This window comes from Bacteroidota bacterium (assembly GCA_036522515.1).
GTDB lineage: Bacteria > Bacteroidota > Ignavibacteria > UBA10030 > SZUA-254 > VBOC01.
Window position 1 is genome coordinate 1 of the sequence record DATDFQ010000018.1, and the last position, 23534, is coordinate 23534.

The window sequence follows — 23534 nt, forward strand, 5'->3', positions numbered from 1 at the left end:
GGGGGGGGGGGGGACGAAAAATTAGAAGGGCCAGGCAATGGGAAAGATCAGAGTAGTCCTGGCTGACGACCATTCGCTTGTCCGCGAGGGGTTTCGATCGCTTCTCCACGAAGACGCTTCCATCGACGTGGTCGGCGAGGCGGAAAACGGGCAGGACGCCGTTCTGGTTGTGAAGAAAAAGCTTCCGGACGTCGTTGTCCTCGATATCTCCATGCCGGTTCTTAACGGGGTGCAGGCCACTGTCCAAATTCATAAATTCAACCCGAAAATCAGAGTTCTCATTCTCTCGATGCATAGGGACGAAGAATACGTGCGCGAGGTCTTCCAGGCGGGCGCATCGGGATATATTCTCAAGCAAACGACCGGTACGGATCTGATCAAAGCCATTAAGGAAGTGAACCGGGGGAACGCCTACCTTTCGCCGGCGATCGCTACCACGATGGTCTCCGACTATCGGGAGATTGTCGCGGGGCGCAAGTCCGGGGGCAAACAAGCCGGACTCACCAACCGCGAAACCCAGGTTCTCCAGCTCATTGCCGAGGGAAATTCGAACAAAGAGATAGCAGAACGGCTCTTTATCAGCGTCAAGACTGTCGAAACGCATCGCCTGAAAATCATGAACCTTCTGCACATCCACGACGTCGCGGGGCTCACGCGCTACGCGATCGCAAAACGGATCATAGAGGCCGGTTAGGCCTGGGACGAAGGATCCTCCCGTCAGGGTGCGGCCAGCAGCCTCCCCCCGCATCAGGTTTCGACCCCCCTCCATATCAGGTGTCAACCCGATTTACTCTCATTCGCTTTCGTTGTAAATTTAGTATCCGGTGGACCATCCGTCCTCGCACAAATGAGTGAGATGCGTCCGGAATCGTGTCGCGGGGGTGGAGGGGCCGTCGCTTTTGAAACCACAAACTTAATTGATGAAGAAAATCCGGCTGCTGCTCGTTGAAGACAATCGTCTTCTTCGCGAAGGTATCATCTCGTTGATCAAAGAACATGAAGATATCCGCGTGGTCGCGGCACTCGGGCCGAATGATGACATCCTGGAAAAGGTCAAAACCACCAAACCCAACGTGTTGCTTCTCGATCTCGGCCTCCGAAATCAGAACAGCCTCCAAATTGTCGCTAATTCGAAAGCAATATCACCGGCGACCAGGGTTATCGTGATGTCTCTCATCCCTACCCAGGAGGATGTCCTGGAGTTTGTGCGGGCGGGGGTATCCGGGTTTATACTGAAGGATGCGACAATTGATGATTTTCTGAAGACGATCCGGTCGGTCGCTCAAGGCGCAAAAGTGTTGCCCTCGCTCATGACCGGGTCGCTGTTTTCTCAGATCGTTGAACACGCCGTGAACGGCTCGAGGGGGGCCTCATCGAAATTGATGGAATCGGTGCGCATGACGAGGCGCGAGCGGCAGGTGATCGAGCTGATTTCCGACGGCCTGACCAACAAGGAAATAGCGCAAAAGCTTCATCTTTCACCCTATACGGTAAAGAGCCACGTTCACAACATACTCGAGAAGTTGGCACTGCATACACGCGTCCAGATCGCCCGGTACGCGCACACCACCGAAACCGTCAAAGAGATAGCGGATTCCGTGTCCCTCCTCCAAGACTAAACACCCTCCAGCGGAGTAACCCGTTTTTCGTCCTTTCGGGGGATTGATTCCCCTCTCTACTTAGTTGTATCTTCCTGATGTGGTGGATTAGCAGGTGCCCGGCTGTAGGGAAGCCGGGCATCTGGTTTTCAGACACTCGATCATCTGAAGGAGATCAACATGCCCAGGCAAACGGTTCGATCGGCGAGAACATCGGATGCGGTGTTCATCGGCTGGCAAGTTACGCAATTGGGATCGCCCCTGGCGCTCTACAACATCACCGCGCCAAATCATCTCTTGACCGGTTCCACGGTTTCTGAAAATACGTTGCGGCGTCTCCATTTGCGTATTCCCCGGGTGCCGCAGCTTCCCCCGAGTCGAAGAGGGGCGGATGATTCCGGTTGCTGACGAACTGCAAATCAAGTGAACTGAGCGACGCACAAAAAAAAGAAGGGGTACCGGTATGTTATACACCATCGCTATTGTTCTGATCGCACTGTGGCTGCTCGGACTCGTCACCTCATACACCGTGGGCGGGCTCGTCCACATACTCCTGGTCATCGCGATTGCGGTTGTCTTGATCAGAGTTATTCAAGGCCGCAATCCGATCGGCAAAGGGGCCTGAGCCCGGGAAGAGAAGCCGGACGTTCGGAGAATTGATCTTCACGAAGTAGCAGGTGTTTCAATGCACTGTGTGCGCCTTCCCGGCGCGACACCAACGACTGCCTTGAGGCGAAATTACCAGAACCAGACGGAGGGGTTATGAAGACGTTTATTTACAGAACAGCTATTCTTGACCGACGGATGCGGTGCTTCGGAGCGATGCTGACGGTTGTCTTTTTGGCGGCTTCCATCGCTGTATGCCAATCCCCGGCGACTGTCGCCCTTGGATCGGCTTCCACATTTGCGGAGCTTTCAGGCTCCGGTGTGACCAGCACCGGGGCGACAATCATCAATGGGGATCTTGGCGTAAGCCCGGGTACCGGGCTGACAGGAGCTCCGACGGTGAATGGGGCGACACATCTTGCGGATAGTGTTGCAGCCCAGGCGCAACTCGACCTGACGACTGCGTATAACGACGCAGCCGGCCGGACCCTCGCGGCGGTCACTGTGGCCGGAAATCTTGGCGGGCAGACCCTCACACCGGGTCTCTATAAGTCCGGCACCTCGCTGGAGATCTCCTCGGGGGATCTCACGCTCGACGGACAGGGCGATGCGAACGCGGTGTTCATCTTTCAAATGGGGTCCACGCTCGTCACGACCTCCGCCCGCCAGGTGATCCTGACCAATGGCGCTCAGGCGGCCAACATCTTCTGGCAGGTAGGGAGTTCGGCGACTCTTGGAACCACTTCGGTCTTCAAGGGAAACATCCTGGCCCTGGCCTCCATTTCCTTTATGACCGGCGCGACGCTTGACGGAAGAGCGCTGGCTCAGACAGGCGGGGTTACGTTTGACGGCAACACCGTCACCATGCCGTCGGGGATCACCGGCGTCAAAGGCGGATCGACGGCTGAAACGTTTACACTCTCGCAGAATTATCCGAACCCGTTCAATCCTTCAACAAAGATCGAATACAGCATTCAGAAGGCAGGGATGGTTTCGTTACGGCTCTACAATGTTCTTGGTAGCGAGGTTGCGACCCTGGTGAATGGCGAGCAGGAGGCCGGCAAGTATGCCGTCCAGTTCAACACCAACAAGGGGACAATCGGTCTCGCAAGCGGTGTCTATTTTTACCGCCTGGAAACCGGATCGCTCGTGTCGGTCAGGAAATTAGTTCTGATGAGGTGAAACCGGTCCCATCGGACCGGGGGATTCGATAGTGCCGCAGTTTCACCTTCTCTCGTCATCCCGACATGTTTCAGGTAAGGATCTTTATAAAAGAGTTGAAAGATGCTGACCAGGAGCATGTCAGCATGACGAGGTGGAGAGACGTTCGGCCAAATTGAGACACCACCGGGGATTCCGGACTCTTGACTTTGACAATCATTTACCGGGCTGCTCGATCGCTCGGGCATGCCGCGGAGAATCAATAACCTCATGGAAGGGGCTGTCGAATGAAACCTTTATATCTCGTACTCATCGCACTCTGTCTGTTCCTCGTCGTTCAGGTTTCAAACGCGCAGGAGCATCAATTCGGACTTGGAGTCATCGTCGGTGAGCCGACGGGCCTGAGTGCGAAACTGTGGACATCATCCACGACCGCGTTCGATTTTGGCCTCGGGTGGTCCATCGGCGGGGACCGGATCGGGAGGAATAACATTTATTACAGTGGAAGCCGTGTCCACTTCCACATGGACTACCTCTGGCATTCATTTGACGCCATCCAGTCGACTGAACGATTCCCCCTATACTATGGCATCGGGGGTCGCGTCAACTCCGGCGCCGGCTACGATGCCTCCTTCGCAGTCCGGGGCGTGTTTGGCATCGCATGGATGCCCCATAACGCGCCGGTAGACGTCTTCCTTGAACTGGTTCCCTCCCTCCAGTTTACATCGTCTTCAAACTTCGCGATCGACGCTGGCCTCGGAGCGCGGTATTACTTTTGACTCGTTTCATCCTTCGCACCTTCAGGGGGCCGCCGGGAGTTTCTCCGGGGGATACTGAGGAGCCGATCCGGAGCGAGCTCTTCAGCATCGAACGGCTGGAGCAGCACGCGGGGAGCCTCGCAACCGCGCAGCGCGTCACGGCCAAACCCGCGGCCGGCCGTGCGTTGGCGGCCCGGCTCGGAGACAACGGCCGGGCGCTCCTCCGGGCCTATCGCGCAATAGGCGAGGCCATGAGCAACGACCAGGTGATCACGCCTGCCGCAGAGTGGCTGGTCGATAATTTTCACGTTGTGGACGAACAGATCAGAGAAATCCACGACGACTTCCCCCGCGGCTATTATCGCCAACTCCCCAAGCTCGCCGAAGGACCACTCGAAGGATATCCGCGCGTATTCGGGATCGCATGGGCATTTGTCGCGCATACCGACAGCCGTTTCGATTCCGAGACATTAAGCAGGTTTGTAACCGCTTACCAGCGAGTCCAGCCCCTCACGATCGGAGAACTCTGGGCGGTGGCGATCACCCTTCGCATCGTCCTCGTCGAGAATTTGCGCCGCTCCGCCCAACGGATCGTGACGAGCCGCGAAGAGCGCGAGAAAGCCGATGGGGTCGCCGACCGCTTGTTGGGAGTGGGCGTCGAGGCGCCTGAACCGCCCGACGGCGCCCTCCACGGGTACTCCGGAATGCGCCTGCCGACTGCGTTCGCCGTGCAACTGGTCCAGCGCCTCCGGGACCAGGATCCTGCTGTGACGCCCGCCCTCCGGTGGCTGGATGAACGCCTGACGGAGCAGGGGACCACCTCCGAACAGATCGTCAGCGAAGAACATCAGTTCCAGGGTGCGATGAGCGTCACCGTCCGGAACGTTATCACAAGCATGCGTCTCATGTCCTCCGTCGATTGGACAAAGTTTTTCGAGAGCGTGAGCCTTGTCGATGCGGAGTTGCGCGCAAGCAGCAACTTTGCCGCGATGGATTTCCCGACACGGGACAGTTACCGGCACGCGATTGAAGATCTTTCGAGAGGCTCGGCGCACACGGAAATCGAAGTCGCCCGCCGGGCGGTCCGCAAAGCGGGAGATTCCGGGGGAATCGAACAGAATGCGCCCGAACGGGATCCCGGTTTTTACCTTCTCTCGCGGGGGCGAGTGTCCTTTGAGAAGGATCTCGCATTTCACATTTCCCTGCGATCCTGGCTCGATCGTGCCATAGCGAACACGGGCATGCAGGGGTACCTCGTGACGATCACCTCTGTCAGCGGGCTCATACTTGCATTGCCGTTGCTCGGCGTTCCGAAAGCCGGAGTGACCTGGTATGATCTCTCCCTTCTCGCCCTGCTCGCCGTCATCCCGTTATCGGATCTGGCCGTGGCGCTTGTGAACCTCTGGATCATGAAGAGGTTCGGCCCCAAGGCCCTCCCGGGCCTGGAGCTTCGTGATGGTGTGCCGGCCGGCCTGCGAACGATGGTCGTCATGCCCACACTCCTGACGGCGCGTGAAGAGATCGAAGAGCAGATCGAGCGGCTCGAAGTTCACTACCTGGCGAATCAGGATGGCGATATCCGCTTCGCCCTTCTCTCGGATTGGAAGGATTCCTCAACGGAGAGAGCGGAGGGAGACGACGGACTTCTGGCCGTCGCCCTCGAGGGAATTGCGCGCCTGAACGAACGGCATGAACCCGCGGAGGCGGGAGACCGGTTCCTGCTTCTCCATCGGCGGCGGTTGTGGTGCGAGGGGGAGGGTGTCTGGATGGGATGGGAACGAAAGCGGGGCAAACTCCACGAGCTGAACCGGCTGTTGCGCGGGGCGACCGACACGAGCTTTCTGAACTCCGGTGCCGGTCCTTCTGTTGCGTCCTCCCATGTCCCTTCGGGCGTCCGGTATGTGATTACGCTCGATGCCGATACACGGCTTCCGCGCAGGGCTGCGCGCCGGCTTGTGGGAAAGATGGCCCATCCGCTCAACCGGCCGAAACTCGACGCACAAACCGGCCGTGTGGTCGAAGGGTATGCCGTGCTACAGCCCCGGGTAACTCCCTCCTTGCCGACCGGCCGTGCGGGTTCCTTTTTCCAGCGGATCTTCTCCGGACCGGGTGGAATGGATCCGTACGCCTTCGTCGTTTCGGACGTTTATCAGGATCTCTTCGGGGAGGGCTCCTACAGCGGCAAAGGAATTTACGACGTCGACGTTTTCGAAACCGCCCTCCATGGCCGTGTTCCCGAAAACAGGGTCCTCAGCCACGACCTCCTGGAGGGAATTTTTGCAGGATCCGGATTGGCCTCCGATATCGAGGTTGTGGAGGAATTTCCCGCCCGGTACGATGTCGCCGCCGCCAGGCAGCATCGATGGGCGCGCGGCGACTGGCAGTTGCTTCCCTGGATTTTCGGGCGCGGGCATGACTCAAGCGGCCAGGCGGGCAGGCGGAAGATTCCCTTGACCGGACGGTGGAAGATGATGGACAATCTTCGCCGGTCGATGTCGGCCCCCGCGGCGCTCCTTGCGTTGCTGGGAGGTTGGACCCTGCCGTTTGCTTCCGCAGCGGTCTGGAGCGGGTTCGTGCTCGCGACGATAGCTCTGCCTCCGCTCCTCCCATTCTTTGAGGGTATTCTTCCGCGCCGAAGGCAAATCTCGAAACGAAGCCACCTGCGCGCGGCGGGACGGGACCTGTCCCTGGCTCTCTCGCAGATCGGCTTTCACGTCTCGCTCCTCGCTCATCAGGCCTGGTTAATGGCCGATGCCATCGTGCGAACGCTCTTCCGGCTCTTCGTAAGTCACCGGCACAGGCTGGAGTGGATCACCGCCGCGCAGGCGCAATTCGGCCTCCCGCTCACCGTCCCCGGTTTCTACCGGCGGATGGCGGGCGGCGTCGCGCTTTCATTTGTGGCGGGTATTGTCATCGCCTATGCGCCTCATGATTCCTGGCTTACTGCTGCCCCGTTCTTAATCCTATGGGTCTTATCGCCATTCGTCGCGCAGTGGACGAGCCGTCCCAAAGCGTATTCCGCCCCCAAACCGGTCTCCACGGTTGACGCGGGCGAGCTGCGTCTGGTGGCTCGCCGGACATGGCGCTACTTCGAAACGTTTGTGACTTCGGAAGAACACATGCTGCCGCCGGACAACTTTCAGGAGGAGCCGAAGCCGGCGATCGCTCACAGAACTTCTCCCACGAACCTCGGATTGTACCTCTTGTCCACAGTCGCCGCGAACGATTTCGGCTGGATCGGCATGATTGAAACCGCAGAACGGCTGGAGGCGACTCTCACCGCGATGAACGGACTCGAGCGCTATCGCGGCCACTTTTATAACTGGTATGATACTCATGATCTTCGCCCCCTGGACCCGAAGTACATCTCCTCCGTCGACAGCGGGAATCTCGCCGGGCACCTGATCGCTATCGGAAATGCCTGCGGCGGGATGGTCAAACGTCCTCTCGTGGATTCGACATGGACCGAGGGAATCGCGGACGCTCTGATGCTCGCGCGCGAGTCTCTGCGCTCGCTTACGAAGAATCGGCCGGCCCAGGATGAAAAACGGCTGGATGCCGCGCTCGATACGCTCTTCTCCTCGCTGCGCGAGGTTCCGGGGACGCCCGCCGCCGTGGTTGCCAAACTGGAAGAGCTCGTGCGGCATGCCGATGCCGTCGACGGCTTTGCGCGCGCGCTGATCGCTGAGGCGGGAGATGATTTTATTGAACCGGCCGCGGAGCTGCTCTTCTGGACCGGCGCGGCGAGGGCATCGATCAAAAGTCACGGGCGCGATATCGAATTGTTGAGGCCCTGGGCCTCTCTTGCCGCCGCGGTGGCTTCTCATCCGGACCTTTTCTCGCGGGATGCCCCCGGCTTCCTGGTGAATTCGGTTCCGTCACCCGGCGGCGTTCCGGACCGGTGTGAAGAGGCGCTCTCCATCCTGGCATTCGGGGGGACGGACCATCACGCGGCGGGCGACAGCCGGGGCGGTTCCCCGGACGGGGGAAAGGCCTTGATACGATCGTTTGAACGTTCTGCCCATGAGGCCCGAACGCTGGAGCGGCGTCTCTCATCGCTCAAAAGGGCGTCCGCTGCGATGTTCGCCGCGACTGATTTCAGTTTTCTCTTCGACGCGACGCGGCGCCTTCTCTCGATCGGTTACCGGGTTGCCGACGGAAAGCTTGATCCCGATTGCTACGACCTGCTGGCCTCCGAGGCGCGGCTCGCGAGCTTTGTCGCAATCGCAAAGGGAGATGTGCCGGTCCGAAATTGGTTCCAGCTCGGTCGCGCGCTGACTCCGGTCGACCGGGATTCGGCGTTGGTTTCATGGTCCGGATCGATGTTTGAATACCTGATGCCGTCGCTGGTGATGCGCGTGCCCGCCGAGAGCCTGCTCGGCCAGACCGACCGTCTGGTCGTGAGCCGGCAGCGGGAATATGGGGGAGAGTTGGGCGTGCCATGGGGGGTATCAGAATCTGCATACAATGTTCGCGATCTTGAATTCACCTATCAATACTCGAACTTCGGAGTCCCCGGACTGGGCCTTAAACGCGGCCTCAGCAAGGATGCCGTCATCGCGCCCTATGCGACCGCCCTCGCATCCATGGTGGATCCGAAGGCGGCCGCGAAGAATTATGCGCGACTGGCGGAAGCCGGTGGCTGCGGCAAGTTTGGATTTTACGAGGCGCTCGACTACACCCCGTCTCGCCTTCCCGAGGGCGAGCCGGTCGCCATCGTCCGCGCATACATGGCGCACCATCAGGGGATGACGCTGGTCGCGATCGACAATACAATCCACGACGGCCTCATGCGAACCCGTTTTCACGCGGAGCCCATGATCCAGGCAACCGAACTGTTGCTGCAGGAACGTACGCCCCGCGGTGTCGCCGTCGCCCGTCCCCGCGCCGAGGAAGTGAAGGGGACTGCCAATATTCGCGATCTTGTACCACCGGTGAACCGGAGGTTTGACTCGCCGCACGATCCCTCTCCACATGCGCATCTCCTTTCAAACGGCAATTACGCCGTCATGATCAACGCGGCGGGGTCGGGATACAGCAGGTGGAGGGACCTGGCCGTCACGCGCTGGCGCGAGGATGTGACATGCGATTCGTGGGGTTCATACATCTTTTTGCGCGACGCCCTCGGCGGCGACGTGTGGTCGGCCGGGTACCAGCCGACCGGCGTCGAACCCGACAGGTACGAGGTTGAGTTCTCCGAGGATCGCGTTGAAATCTCCCGGCGCGACGGGACCATAACGACAATGCTCGAAGTGGTCGTCTCTCCCGAGAGTGACGCCGAGGTGCGGCGGGTCTCGGTTTCCAATCTTGGCAACCGTGTCCGCGAACTCGAGGTCACTTCCTACGCGGAGGTGGTCCTGGCGCAACCCGCTTCCGACATGTCGCACCCTTCATTTTCCAAACTCTTCGTGCAGACAGAATTCGTGGCGGAGGTCGGTACGCTTCTTGCAACGCGCCGTCGCCGTTCCCCCAGTGATCCCGAAACGTGGGCGGCCCACCTTGCGGTGATAGAGGGCGAGAGCGTCGGCGAGCTGCAGTGTGAAACCGACCGGGCCCGTTTTCTCGGACGCGGAGGGCAAGTCCGCTCGCCGGTTTCCGTGATGGACGGCAGGCCTCTCTCCAACACGGTCGGGACCGTGCTCGATCCGGTCTTCAGCCTTCGATGCCGGGTGCGCATTCTACCCGGGGCCACCGCGCGAATCGCATTCTGGACCATGGTCGCCCCGTCGCGCACGGAGGTGCTGGACCTCGCGGATAAGCGCCACGACCCGACGGCATTTGAGCGCACAGTCACTCTTGCGTGGACGCAGGCGCAGGTGCAGCTTCACCACCTCGGCGTCGGAGCTGAAGAAGCCCACCTCTTCCAGCATCTCGCGGGCCATGTTCTCTATTCAAATCCGGCGCTCAGGCCCCGGTCCGAGCTCCTCAAGAGAAATGAAAGCGGGCAGTCGGCGCTCTGGGCCCATCGCATTTCCGGCGATTTGCCGATCGTGCTTGTCCGGATCGACGCGCAGGAAGGGCTGGAAATCGTCAGGCAGCTCGTGCGGGCCCACGAATACTGGCGGATGAAGTTGCTTGCAGTCGATCTCGTGATTCTCAACGAGCAGGCGCAATCCTACACCCTGGATGTTCAGAGTGAGCTTGAAACTCTCCTTCGGACAAACGAATCGCAGCTGGGGCCGCAGCTCGATGGGAGGAGCGCGAGCGGAAATATCTTCCTCCTGCGCGCCGACCTGGTTTCGCTTGAGGTTCGCATGCTGCTCCAAAGCGCGGCGAGGGCGGTCCTCCTCAGCCGCCGAGGCACTCTTTCCGAGCAACTCAATTCCGTGGAGGAACCCGAGCACGGTGCGCCGCAGCGGCACGGCTCTTTTCCGCTCAACGCCAGGGAATGGATGAAAGATAAGCTTGCGACCGTCCTCACGGAGGACCCGCCGAAGGAGGCCGACACCCCGCCGGAGGCGATGGAGTTCCCGAACGGGCTCGGCGGATTCAGCGAGAACGGAACCGAATACGTCACCATCCTGAGCCATGAACTATGCACACCGGCGCCGTGGATCAACGTCATCGCAAACCCTTCGTTCGGTTTCCAGGTGTCGGCCGAGGGCGGGGGATATACGTGGTCCATGAACAGTCAGGAGAACCAGCTCACGCCGAGGTCGAACGACCCCGTGGGGGACAGGCCGGGCGAGGTGCTCTACGTCCGGGACGAACAGAACGGAGCAATTTGGTCGCCGACCGCCCTTCCGATCAGGGAAAAAGGGGGCCGATATGTCGCACGGCACGGGCAGGGCTACAGCAGATTCGAACACGCCTCGCACGGAATTTCCCTCGAACTCCTGGAATATGTGCCGACCGGCCATTCCATAAAGATCACGCGGCTGAAGATCAGGAACACCTCGCGCCGGATCCGGCGCCTCTCGATCACCGCCTACCTGGAATGGGTGCTTGCCGCATCGCGAGACGCGTCCGCGCCCCACATCTCGACCGACATCGACGCGCTGACGGGGGCGATGTTCGCCCGCAATCCCTGGCGGACGGAATTCCGCGATCGTGTCGCGTTCGCAGACCTTGCCGGACGCCAATCGAGCTGGACCGGCGACCGGAAGGAATTCCTGGGTCGCAATGGAACACTCGACCATCCGGCCGCTCTCGCGGGCGGGGCTCCTCTCTCCAACCGTGTCGGAGCCGGATTAGATCCTTGCTGCGCTCTCCAAACTCGTATCGAGCTCAGACCGGACGAGCAAACGGAGGTCATTTTCTTCCTGGGCGAGGCCGCGACGAAAGAGGAGGCGCGATCGGTCCTCACGAGCTTCCGGAGCACCGACCTCGATGCGGTTTTGGGTGCCGTGAAGGCATTCTGGCGCGACGCCCTCGGCACGGTGCAGGTGAGGACTCCCGACCGGTCGATGGACCTTCTCCTCAATGGATGGCTTCTCTATCAGACTTTGGCTTGCCGGGTATGGGCGCGCTCGGCGTTTTACCAGGCGGGGGGCGCCTATGGCTTCCGGGATCAACTTCAGGATGGGATGGCTCTCGCGGTGGCGAAGCCGGAACTGACCAGGGAACATCTCCTCCGTGCCGGAGGACGGCAGTTTGTGGAAGGAGACTTTCAGCACTGGTGGCTCCCGTCGTCGGGCCGGGGGGTTCGCACCCGAATCTCTGATGATCCGGTCTGGTTGCCCTATTGCGCGGCACACTACATCGGCGTGACAGGCGACCACGGGGTTCTCGATGAGACAATACCGTATCTCGAGGGGCCCACCCTCCGCCCGGGCGAACTTGATTCGTTCTTTCAGCCCATGATTTCCGGTGATGAGGCGACGTTATTCGAGCATTGCGCCCGGGCGCTCGACCGGAGCCTGTTGACCGGTCTCCACGGATTGCCGCTGATGGGGACGGGCGACTGGAATGACGGCATGAATAAGGTTGGCGAGGGAGGGGCGGGAGAAAGCGTTTGGCTCGGCTGGTTCTCCTATGCAGCGCTCTCAGGTTTCGCTCCGCTCGCAATTGCCCGGGGGGAACATGTGCGAGCCACGGCCTGGTTGCAGCATGCCGCCGCCCTTCGAACCTCCCTTGAGCGAAACGGGTGGGACGGCGGATGGTATCTCAGAGGATACTATGATGACGGCGCGGCGCTCGGATCGGAGTCGAGCGAGGAATGCAGGATTGATTCGATCTCACAGTCCTGGGGCGTAATTTCGGGAGGGGCCGATCCTGCGCGCGCCGAACAGGCGATGGGAGCGCTCAATGAACATCTCGTTCGGCGTGGAGAGAGTCTTGTGTTATTGCTTGCCCCGCCATTCGATCGTACCCCGCGCGAGCCCGGCTATATCAAGGGATATCCGCCCGGCCTCCGGGAGAATGGGGGCCAATATACGCACGCCGCCGTCTGGTCGGCGATCGCCTATGCAATGCTCGGAGACGGTGACAAGGCTTCGGAGCTTTTCTCCATGTTGAATCCAATCAATCGGTCAGCTACGCCTGCCGGGTTGGACCGGTATAAAGTCGAGCCGTATGTCGTCTGCGCCGACGTTTACTCCCATCCCCAGCATGTCGGTCGCGGAGGATGGACCTGGTATACGGGATCCGCCGGGTGGATGTTCCGTGCCGGCCTCGAGTGGATTCTTGGGTTCCGGGTGCAAGGTCCAACGCTTCTCCTCGATCCATGCATCCCCGGGACCTGGCCGCGGTTCGAACTCGAATACCGTTATCACTCCGCCCGCTACGAAATTGTGGTCGAGAATCCGGAGGGAGTCACCCGGGGAGTTGCCGGGTGGGTGCTCGACGGGGTGACGCAGAAAGCGCCCCCCGCGGGCAGTCCTGTACGAATGGGGCTGGAAGATGATGGTCTCACGCATCGGGTCAGAGTCATGCTCGGACTCTCAAAGGGTCGGTCGGTGCCCTTGCCATGGATACTCAATTTCGTGAAGGCGGCGGGGTAGTAGCCCATCTTTCATCCCTTTGCCCGATTGATCGGGCGTTCAAGATAGCGCTTATTCCTATAGGTAGAGGTGGCCCCCTCTAGCCCCTTTCTAATGATGCATTAATCGAACGGAGGAATTACGTATGAGCAAAGCTCTTTCACTCGGTCTTCTTGCCGGAGGTATTTTGTTACTCATCTTCGGTTTTATCGAGTACGACTCAACCAGCTCGAACATTTCCCGGTTTTTTGACGGCTCAGCCACCGACAAGTCCATTTGGCTGCTTGTCGGCGGTGTCATCGCCGCCGTTGCCGGGATGGCCGGGATCGCGCGAAGTGCGAAGGCCGCTTGAATCGAAAAAATGTCACAAACGGATTCGCGAACGCAGAAGGATATGGAATAGTTGGTTCACCGCTGCATTAATGTCCTGAATGGAGAATTTCATGAAAATATTCATCAAGATACTCGCGTTCGTCGCAGTTCTGACTGCAAGCGCGTGGTTCTCACCGGCGAAGCTTTCTGCCCAGGAGGGTTCCGTCAGCTTCCAGCTTTTCTACGACCAATTGAGTCCCTACGGCACCTGGGTCGATTATCAAAATTACGGATATGTTTGGATACCCGATGTCGATCGGGATTTCAGCCCCTACGGCACCGGCGGTCACTGGATCTTCACGGACGACGGATGGACATGGGTTTCCGACTATTCCTGGGGATGGGCGCCGTTTCATTACGGCCGCTGGGCGTATGATGATTCCTACGGCTGGCTCTGGGTCCCTCACAACGAATGGGGGCCGGCATGGGTGACATGGAGGAGATCGGAAGGATATTTTGGATGGGCTCCGATGGGACCGGGCATAAGCATTGAAATCTCCTTCGGGCGGGAATATCGCGTCCCGAACGAACGCTGGATATTTGTCAGCGACAGGGACATCAGCAGACCCGACATCGATCGGCATTACGTCGATCGCTCCACCAACGTTACGATCATCAATAATTCCACGGTCATCAACAATACCTACGTGGATAACAGCCGCCACACGACGTATGTTGCGGGTCCCGCCAGAACCGATGTGCAGAAGATAACGGGAAGCGCAGTCGTGGCGGTGAGCATCCGGGAAAACGACAAACCAGGCCAAGCTCTTGCCAATAATCAACTCCAAATCTACAGGCCGCGAGTTCAGGCGGCAATGGCTAATTCGCCGAAGCCTGTTCCACCGAAACTGGTGGCATTGAAGGAAATGAAGCCCGCGGCTGAACGGACGAAGGGTAATCAGCGGCGGAATGAAAATCTTCCTGCGAATGGGAGAGAACAATCTGCGGCACCTGCGATTGTCACCCCGCCTGCGGCAAAGGCAGGAGGCGAGCAACCCCAGGTCGTCAATCCACCCGACAAGAACAAGAGTGACGCGCCCCCACCGGGAAAGGAAGACGCCAGGCCCTCCGACAGAAAGGGAAGAGGTCAGCCGCCCCATGTCGACAATCCTCCCGAGAAGGACAAAAACGAAGGGCAACCGCCGAACGCCGTTCCGGTAGAAAAGAAGGCGGCACCGGAGCAACCCCGTGTGACTGATCCGCACGCGAGGAACAGGAGCAACGACGACCCGGCACAACCGCCGCCCGCCGAGCCGGCCGGGAAGAAAGGAAGAAGCGATCAGCCCAGGGTCGCCAATCCCCCCGATAAGAACAAGAATATGGATCAGCAACCGCAGCCCAGGATGGGCCGTGGAGCCGGGAACAAGAAACCGGCGCCCCCGGCCACCGCCCCCGGCAACAAGGGGAAGGGACGGGATGCTCAGCCGCCAAAACCCGATAAACAGAAACGGGATAGCGCGAAGTCGTCTCAACAGCAACTGCAATAGATCCGGAACCCGGGGTAGTGTCGTATTTTGGTCTTCTCTCGTCATCCCGACATGTCTTAGGTCGGGATCTTTAAAAAGAGTTGAAAGATGCTGACCTGAAGCATGTCAGCATGACGAGTTGGAGAGAAAGATGAATAAGCTGCGACACTTCCGGATGCCGGCAAATAATGGACCATCGGTTCTTTACATCAGAGATATCAAAAAAGGAGAAAAGTCATGCGTACCAACTATCTGATAATCGCGGCACTGGCCGCAGCATTCCTCGTCTCGAGCGCGGGACAGGCGCAGGTGGGAATCAGCCTGAATTTCAACGTAGATCGCCAGCCGGTTTGGGGCCCGACCGGCTATGATCACGTCGAATACTACTACCTCCCCGATATCGAAGCGTACTACAATGTTCCCCAACACATGTTCTACACAAATGAACGGGGACGCTGGGTTGGCAGATCACGCCTCCCTTCACGGTTTCACAATTTTGATTTCTATCATTCATACAAGGTCGTGGTGAATGAGCGGGAACCGTACCGCCAGCATGATAAGTATAGAGATCAGTATTCCTCGTACCGGGGCCGTCATGATCAGGAGGATATCCGCGACAGCCGTGATTCAAAATATTTTGTCAACAAGAACCATCCCCAGCACAATAACTGGATGAAGCAGCAAAAACATGATAACGGGAATGGCAAGGGAAGAGGCCGCGGCAACAAACATGACGACAACAACGGGCAAGACAACCGCGGGAACCAGGGTCATGGCGACGACAAACAGAAGTAAAGCTTCCCCGAATGAATGACGCAATAATGGCACCCCGGACCTCAGAGTGCAATCGCTGAAATCATATATGAGATCGCTCTCCCGGCGGAGAGCCGCGAAGCTTGCGGCTCTCTGCTCCGGGGTTATTGGACTGGCCTGCGTGTCGGTCTTCCTCTTCCTGCCGGATGTCTTTCTCGACGGATTCCTCAACCGGCGGATCGCCCGTGCGCTCGAAGAGGCCTATCCCGCCTACTCGATACGGATCGCAGGCCTCCATTACAGTATCCTCGGGAACAAACTGGAATGCGATTCGATCGAGTTGATGAAAATAGATTCCACGTTCACTTGCCGCCTGGCCAGATTCTCGGTAAGCGGTGTCGGGCGTGTCCAGCTCCTCTGGGGAGGGGGTGTGGCGCCCGATAACCTCATCAGTTCCAACGCGAGCGCGGAAGACATCGTGCTCACCTTTCCACGGCCGGGGTACGAACTTCGTTGCGGAGGGTTGCGTGTCTCGGTGCCGGACTCGCAGGTTGTGGTCGACGCGTTGGAGTTCCGCCCCCTGGGGGATGACGAGCGATTCTTCAACCGAAGTAAATTCAGCAGAACCCGGTTCCATCTCACGGTTCCTCATTTCCTCCTGAAGGGATCGGCCTGCATCAGCATGCTCAACGGGGAGATACAATACGCACGCATCGCGGAAATCCAGGAACCCGTTCTCGACGTTCTGATCGATAACGACAAGCGAACTGCGAGGGACTCCGTTCGCCTGGTGATGCCGAACGAGCTTCTTTCCTCGATAGCCCGCACGATCCAGCTCGACAGTCTGATCATTACGGACGGACAGGTGAAATACGGCGAGAGATACGCAGCAGGATCGAAGCCGGCCCGCCTGACGTTCGATCACGTGCAAATTCGGGCGGCAGTCTCGTCTTCCCATCGCGACTCGATCCGGGTCGGCGCCGAGGGATCGCTCATGGATGCCGGCCGTATGAAGGCCGTGTTGTTGATTCCGATTGCGTCGCCTGAATTCACGTTCCAGTTCTCCGGCTCATTGGGCGAAATGGATCTTGGCGCACTCAACCCGTACCTGGAAATCGCCGAACACAAGCGATTCAAAACGGGTGTTCTTCATTCTGTCCTCTTCGATATCAGGGTGACCGAAGGGGTCGCGGGGGGTTCGGTGCGCGCGACGTACAAGGATTTGAAGATAGTCTCGATCAACGACGAGGGAAGCGAGTCCGGTGTCGGCAATACGATCGTCAATGTGATTGCCAATAATATGAAACTCCGCACGACCAACCTGCCGGACGAGCACGGCTCGATGAAGGTCGGAACTGTACGATACTCAAGGATGCATAGCGACGCGTTCTTCGCGTTCGCGTGGTTCGCACTCCGGAGCGGACTCGGCGATATCGTAGGGATTTGAGCCGACGATCAGGATAGAACAACACATGAGAGAATGAGGAAGAGTTCAATGAATAAAATCCGATTGCTGCTGATCGATGACAACCGCCTCTTGCGGGACGGAATCGCCGCAATGCTGAAAGGCCACCGGGATATCAAAGTGGTCGCCGCATCCGGAAACGGCGAGAACGGCATACTCAAGATTCACAAGTTGAAACCCAACGTGATCCTGCTGGATCTGGGCCTGCGAAGCCAGAGCAGTCTCCACGTCGTGGAAATCGTGAAGAAGGAATTTCCTCACGCAAAAGTGATTGTGATGGATCTTGCGCCTGCCCAGGGGGATATCCTGCAATTTGTGAAAGCGGGAGCCTCGGGCTTCATCCTGAAGGACGCGACGCTCGATGACTTTCTCGCAACGATTCGTTCTGTCGCGGAGGGAGAAAAGGTGCTTCCGCCCGTCCTCAGCGGATCCCTCTTTTCACAGATCATCGAGCATGCGGTGCACGGAGGAAGAAAGAATCTCAACAAAGCGATCCAGATGACCAAGCGGGAGCGGGAAGTCATCAGCCTGATAGCCGACGGCCTCAGCAACAGGGAAATCGGCCAGCGGCTTCACATTGCCACCTACACGATAAAGAGTCATATCCATAACATCATGGAAAAGCTTGCCCTCCACACCCGGCTGGAGGTTGCCAACTATTCCTACACCGACGGAACACTCACGCGGGAAGTCAACAAGAGCATTTCCATGATGAAGAATTAGTTCCGGGAAGGATTGAAAGCGAGGCCGACATGAAACATACGAGCCATCTTGGTATTTCACTCTCTTTATTCTTTGCAGCCGCGGCATGCGTCGCTCAGAACGGATCGACGCAGGGAGGGCTCTCCCCCCTTTACGTCGCAGGCTCGGTCGCGAACCAGTTGACATCTCCGCAGAGACAGCTCTCGTTCGGTCTCGGATGGTCGCCGGGATCGCACCTTCAGAGCCCGCGCATCCCCATGCCGGACTCGGTACCGCCAAAGACCGATACCGTTCCCTCGAAGACGGATAGCCTTCCGCAGCATACGGAGGGAGTGAGCACGAAGACCGCGAAGGTTTCCTACAGGGACTCGACTGTCTCCAATATCTACGGCGACCTGCTCGATGACGATCCGGAAGCGAACCCGAAATCCCCGTTATGGGTGCCGATCGCAGGGTTTATCAGGGGCAACGTGTTCACCTGGGCTGTCGACAGGTATGTGTCGAACGCGGACTACGCGCGCGTGGGATTTCAGTCGTGGAAAACAAATATTCAAACGGGCTGGGAATGGGATTCGGACGGGTTTGAAATGAATCATTTCTTTCACCCGTACGGCGGGGCGATGGCTTTCATCGGAGGTCGATCGAACGGCTATGGTTATTTTGAATCGCTTCCCTTCGCATTCGGGAGCAGTCTCATGTGGGAGTATTTCGGGGAAAACTCGCTGCCGTCGTACAACGACCTGATCAATACGACCCTGAGCGGCGCGTTTGGCGGTGAGATTCTCTACCGGTTGAGTTCGAATGTCCTCGATGACCGGGCGACCGGCGCGGGGAGATTCTTCCGCGAGTTATTGGCTGCGGTGTTCAGTCCGACGAGGGCGTTCAACCGTTTTACGGAGGGGAGACTGTTCCGCGCGAGCGCGGATGAGGTATATCAGAAAGAGCCGCTGAATGTGACGTTCTCCCTCGGGGCGCATAACGTGAATGACGGCTCAAAGTTTGGGACAGGATCCTCGAGCGTGATGGCAAACGCGATGTTTGTGTATGGAAATCCTTTCGAGAACAGGTCCCGGAAGCCGTTTGATTTCTTCAAGCTGCGGTTCGATCTGAACTTCGGGGTGGGAAACAGGGTGATCGATAACATCATCGGGTATGGTCTCCTGTTCGGATCCAACGGCCAGGCGGGACCCCTCAAAATCATGGCCGGCGGATTCCAGCATTATGACTACTGGGACAATAACATTTACCGGGTCAGCTCGCTCGGATTCGGAGGGGGAATAATATCTCAGCTACCGATCCTGACGAAATCCGTGATTGAATCGGCCGTTCATCTTGCCGTCATACCGCTCGCGGCGATCAGCTCGCCGTATGTCAGCATCGGCGACAGAGATTATGCGTTTGGCGGAGGGCTGCAGGCAAAATTAGAAAATATCGTCAATCTCGGATGGGGGAGCCTGACAACAGACTATTTCGTCTACTGGATTCACACCTATGTCGGGGCTGCGGGAGATAATCTGGTGGGCATCTTCAAGCCAAGGCTCGGGATTCAACTCTACAGGAACGTCAGCGTTGGATTTGAATACCTGGTCTATCAAAGAAAGGGAAATTTCGACAAGTATCCGGACTTTTATTCGTTACACACCGAACAAAAGGTCTATGTCATCCTGAATCTCGAAAATTTCGGAATTACGGAATAGTCCGGTGAAATTCGAATCCTTGAAGAAGGGATATCCGGCGGGGGCAGAGGGACGAGCGATAGTTGTACTGCTCGGTCTGATTCTTACGTGCGGATCTGCGCTCTACGCACAGAACAGCTACAATCTTTCCCGGTTTGGGGAGGAAACCGGCTTGTTCTTTACACAGCCTCTCCGTTGGGAGGGGTGTGATTGGCTCAAACTTGGTTTGATGGGAGCCGGCACATTTCTCGCAATGCAGGCCGACCAGCCCGTCCGCACCGCCGTCCAGGGAAATCTGCGATACTCGAATAGCGTTCCCATTGAGGCGGGCAGAATCTGGGGAGAATCTTACATGTCACCCACACTGGCGGTCGCATTTGAGGCGCATGGATTGCTGACCGGCAACAGCACGACGAAAAAGATTGGATTTGAGATCGGTCAGGCCATCATCTATTCTGCCGCACTCACCCAGATCCTCTCCAAATCTGTCGGCAGAGCGAGGCCGAATCAGAATTTGGGCAGGGCGGCGTATCAATCGTTTACTTTTTCCGGCGAGGATTATCATTCGCTTCCCGGCGGACATTCATCGGCTGCGTTTGTCCTCTCCACCGTTCTTTCGAAGAACGTTTCATCGGGCTTTTTAAAAGCATTGGTCTACCTTCCTGCAGTCGTCACCGTATTCGCCCGGGTGTATCAGGATTATCATTGGACATCGGACGATCTGCTCGGTGCGGGAATCGGTTATGTTGTAGCCGACTGGGTCGTCAATCAGCACGACCAGCAGGAAAGCCGGATTGAGCTTGCCTCGTTCTATCCGTTGACGATCAGAATAATCATCAACTGATTCGCATGACCCCTTCAACCGCCTTATCACATTGGACTTCTGCCCCGGGTTTCCTTCCCCGGACAGCGCGCATACACCGGGGGAGAGCTGCATTGGTACTTTCATTATTCTTTCTCTACTGTTCTCAGTCAGGCGTCTTCGCGCAGAACAAATACGATTTCACGCAGTTTGGCTCGGAAACGGGGACGTTTTTCACACAGCCGCTCCACTGGCAGGGGACCGATTGGCTGAAGTTCGGCTTGCTGGGTGCCTCCACAGTTCTTGCCATGGAGGCCGACCAGCCGGTACGGGACGCTGTCCTGAGAGACCAGAGATATTACTATAGCGCTCCGATCGTGGCAGGCCGGGTCTGGGGAGAAACCTATCTGCCGATTGCGCTCTTCGGCGGCTTCGCTCTCCACTCCCTTATAACGGATGACATGCGAACGAGGAAGATCGCCTACGAGATCGGCCAGGCGTCTCTCTATGCTGCGGCAATCACCTATACGATGAAATTCGTCTTTGGCCGGGCAAGACCGTACACGGGCGATGGCGCCGGCACTTACCACCAGTTTACACTCACCGACGACGGATTCCATTCGCTTTCCAGCGGACATGCAACCATCGCGTTTGTGATTTCCACGGTCCTCTCAAGAAACGTTCAACCGACGTGGCTGAAGATACTGGTCTACCTGCCCGCCGTCCTCACGCCGATCTCCCGGGTCTATCAGGATCAACACTGGGTATCGGACAATGTCCTCGGCGCGGCGGTCGGCTATTTTGTCGCCACCTGGGTTGTGGATCTTCATGAGCAGGGGGACAACCGGGTTGGGATATCTTCCGCTTTCCCGTTGACCGTCAGAATAATCATCAACTGAGGATCAGAGCAAGTAGTCGTTTCACCTCATCTCCACAGGTTTTGGGCCGGGATGATGGGCATGGAGGAACCCGATCCGATGCCGGTCGCCCGCCCCGGTATCTGCCGCAATAGAACAGAAATGACCCGTTCGGGTTATTTACCCTCTCGTCAGGAGTGAGTACCTTGATTGGAGCACCAATTGCCACTCAGGGGATTCGCTTCCATGCATTCACGAACTCGTTGCATTCTTCTTCTCACCGTTCTAGCCTGCTTCGCCTCCATCCGTCCCGCAAACGCGCAGGTCCTCACAAAAGCGACGGACCCGGCGAACCCTGTCGTAAACGATCAATACGAAAGCGGGGGAGGGTCATGGATCGACGTGGACCGCGACGGGTACCTTGACCTCTTCGTGGCGCATGGGAACCTCTCAAACCAGAACAACTCGCTCTACGTCAACGACCGGGCGGGGGGATTCAAGAAGATAACGACCGGCGCGATGGTCACCGACGGAGGCTCATCCATCGGCAGCACCTGGGGGGATTTCAACAACGACGGTAACCTAGACCTCTTCGTCACGAACCGGGGAAGCTTCGGCAATTTTCTCTACCTCGGAAACGGCGACACGACCTTTGTCAAGGTCACGACGGGGAGCATCGTCACCGACCATGCGAATTCCAACAGCGGCTCGTGGGTCGATCTTGACGGGGACGGTATTCTCGATCTGTACGTCGTGAATTTTCAGGGGAACGACTATTTCTACCGCGGGAACGGGTCGCCGCAGTTCGATTTTACGCGGGTGGATACGATCCTGCCGGTCAACGACGGGGCGAATTTTTCGATCGCCGGCTCGTGGGGAGACATGAACAACGACCGCCGTCCCGACCTCTTCGTGGGAAATGCCGGGACCCAGAACGATGCCCTCTACATCAACAACGGAAACCTTCAATTCACGAAGATCACGGTCGCGGACGGCAAAGCGACCTTGGGAGGAAGCTGGGGGGATTACGACAACGACGGAAACCTCGATTTCGTGGCCTGCAATTACACGGGACAGACCAACATCCTCTATCATAATTCGGGACCCCCGTCCTATCAGCTTATCCCCGTTGGAGGGAGTTCCGTCTCCCTGGATGCAGGTAACTACGTCGGATCCGCCTGGGGGGATTATGACAACGATGGACATCTCGATCTTTTCATCGCGAACGACGGAGGGCAGTCGCTTCTGCTGCATAACGACGGGCCGCCGAATTACACGTTCACGAAAATTACCGGCGCAGACCCCGTGACGAACGTCGGGAATTCATTCGGGGCCGGCTGGGCCGACTACGACGGGGATGGGCAGCTCGACCTGTTCGTCGCAAACCGGTTAAACCAAAAAGACTTCCTCTATCACAATGGCGGGGATTCGAACCACTGGGTTGAATTCAATTGCACCGCCACCGCGACCAGTAAGAGTGCAATCGGGGCAAAAGTGCGCCTGAAAGCGACGGTGAACGGAGCGCCGGAGTGGCAGCTTCGGGAGGTGCCCGCCCAGACCGGATACAACAGTCAGAATCTCACTCTCCACTTCGGGCTGGGTGATGCTTCAACGATAGATTCCTTGCGTGTCGAATGGCCTTCAGGGGCGGATGAGCTCTTTGCGGGGGTTGCCGCGAACCGTCATTATTATATTGCGGAGAGAGATTCAACTCCGCCCATCCTCATTATTCCTCCGAACGGAGCTCAGAATCTTACACCGGAAATCACGTTTCAATGGGACCGATCGCTCTACGGTGCGCCCTACTGGCTTCAGGTCTCTTCCGATTCCGGCTTCACATCCGGGTTTGAGATCAACGATTCGACGGTTTCGGACACCTTTGTGAGCCGGACTCTCTCCATTACGTCGGGACATCTCTTCTGGCGGGTGAGATCTGCCCGGTCGATCCACACGGGCATCTGGTCGGGGACGTTTGATTTTGCGGTCAATGGAATCTTCTTCAATTCGAACGTCTCGGCGGGATGGAACCTCATTTCGCTGCCGGTCTCGGCGGGGAATTCGAGCACGTCTCACCTCTATCCGGGGGCGTCGGGTCGGGCCTTCGGATACGACGGCTCTTCTTATACAATAGAAGATACGCTTAGGGCGGGGAGGGGATATTGGTTGAGATTCGGTGGGAGCCACAACTTTCAGATCGTCGGTAATCCGGTCGGTTCCGACACGATCAGTGTTACGAGCGGCTGGAATCTCATCGGCACGATCACGGATCCGGTCGCCGTGCAGTCGGTGGCCTCGAACCCCCCGGGTATCATCGCGTCGAGGTTTTTCGGATATCACTCCGGCTATTTTTCCGCAGATTCCCTTCTCCCGGGACAAGGCTACTGGGTGAAGGTGAAC

At 58.1% G+C, this 23534-nt stretch carries 15 protein-coding genes; all 15 read left to right on the forward strand.

Annotation, left to right across the window (positions count from 1 at the left end; translation table 11 throughout):
• Positions 1–37: 37 nt before the first annotated feature.
• Positions 38–694, forward strand: coding sequence for a response regulator transcription factor (locus VI215_02720; protein HEY6191219.1), 657 nt, complete (start codon positions 38–40; stop codon positions 692–694).
• Between the two features lie 226 nt (positions 695–920).
• The gene (locus tag VI215_02725; GenBank protein HEY6191220.1) at positions 921–1619 is read left to right on the forward strand and encodes a response regulator transcription factor; all 699 of its coding nucleotides are present in this window, start codon (positions 921–923) and stop codon (positions 1617–1619) included.
• Positions 1620–2061: 442 nt separating this feature from the next.
• Positions 2062–2223: a lmo0937 family membrane protein gene (locus VI215_02730; protein ID HEY6191221.1), complete on the forward strand. Its 162-nt coding sequence runs from the start codon at positions 2062–2064 to the stop codon at positions 2221–2223.
• 197 nt (positions 2224–2420) lie between these two features.
• A complete protein-coding gene (locus VI215_02735) occupies positions 2421–3386 on the forward strand; it encodes an ice-binding family protein (protein HEY6191222.1) in 966 nt (321 codons plus the stop codon).
• Positions 3387–3652: 266 nt separating this feature from the next.
• Positions 3653–4144 carry a hypothetical protein gene (locus VI215_02740; protein HEY6191223.1) on the forward strand — a complete coding sequence of 164 codons (492 nt, stop codon included), beginning with the start codon at positions 3653–3655 and terminating at the stop codon, positions 4142–4144.
• A complete protein-coding gene (locus VI215_02745) occupies positions 4141–13065 on the forward strand; it encodes a glucoamylase family protein (GenBank protein ID HEY6191224.1) in 8925 nt (2974 codons plus the stop codon). The genes VI215_02740 and VI215_02745 overlap by 4 nt, the downstream gene beginning before the upstream one ends.
• Positions 13066–13189: 124 nt before the next feature.
• A complete protein-coding gene (locus VI215_02750; GenBank protein ID HEY6191225.1) occupies positions 13190–13396 on the forward strand; it encodes a DUF3185 family protein in 207 nt (68 codons plus the stop codon).
• 91 nt (positions 13397–13487) lie between these two features.
• A complete protein-coding gene (locus VI215_02755; GenBank protein ID HEY6191226.1) occupies positions 13488–14903 on the forward strand; it encodes a DUF6600 domain-containing protein in 1416 nt (471 codons plus the stop codon).
• 216 nt (positions 14904–15119) lie between these two features.
• On the forward strand, positions 15120–15677 hold the full coding sequence (locus VI215_02760; GenBank protein ID HEY6191227.1) for a hypothetical protein: 558 nt from the start codon (positions 15120–15122) through the stop codon (positions 15675–15677).
• A 67-nt stretch (positions 15678–15744) separates the two neighbouring features.
• Complete coding sequence (locus VI215_02765) at positions 15745–17082, forward strand: hypothetical protein (GenBank protein ID HEY6191228.1); 1338 nt, start codon at positions 15745–15747, stop codon at positions 17080–17082.
• A gap of 48 nt (positions 17083–17130) precedes the next feature.
• Complete coding sequence (locus tag VI215_02770; GenBank protein ID HEY6191229.1) at positions 17131–17823, forward strand: response regulator transcription factor; 693 nt, start codon at positions 17131–17133, stop codon at positions 17821–17823.
• Between the two features lie 29 nt (positions 17824–17852).
• Entirely contained in the window at positions 17853–19499 is a 1647-nt protein-coding gene (locus VI215_02775; GenBank protein HEY6191230.1) for a DUF3943 domain-containing protein, read from the forward strand.
• 4 nt (positions 19500–19503) lie between these two features.
• Positions 19504–20322: a phosphatase PAP2 family protein gene (locus tag VI215_02780; protein HEY6191231.1), complete on the forward strand. Its 819-nt coding sequence runs from the start codon at positions 19504–19506 to the stop codon at positions 20320–20322.
• A gap of 92 nt (positions 20323–20414) precedes the next feature.
• Positions 20415–21179 (forward strand): phosphatase PAP2 family protein, encoded by a 765-nt coding sequence (locus VI215_02785; GenBank protein ID HEY6191232.1) that lies wholly within the window; start codon positions 20415–20417, stop codon positions 21177–21179.
• A 204-nt stretch (positions 21180–21383) separates the two neighbouring features.
• On the forward strand, positions 21384–23534 hold a 2151-nt coding region (locus tag VI215_02790; GenBank protein HEY6191233.1), incomplete at its 3' end, for a CRTAC1 family protein.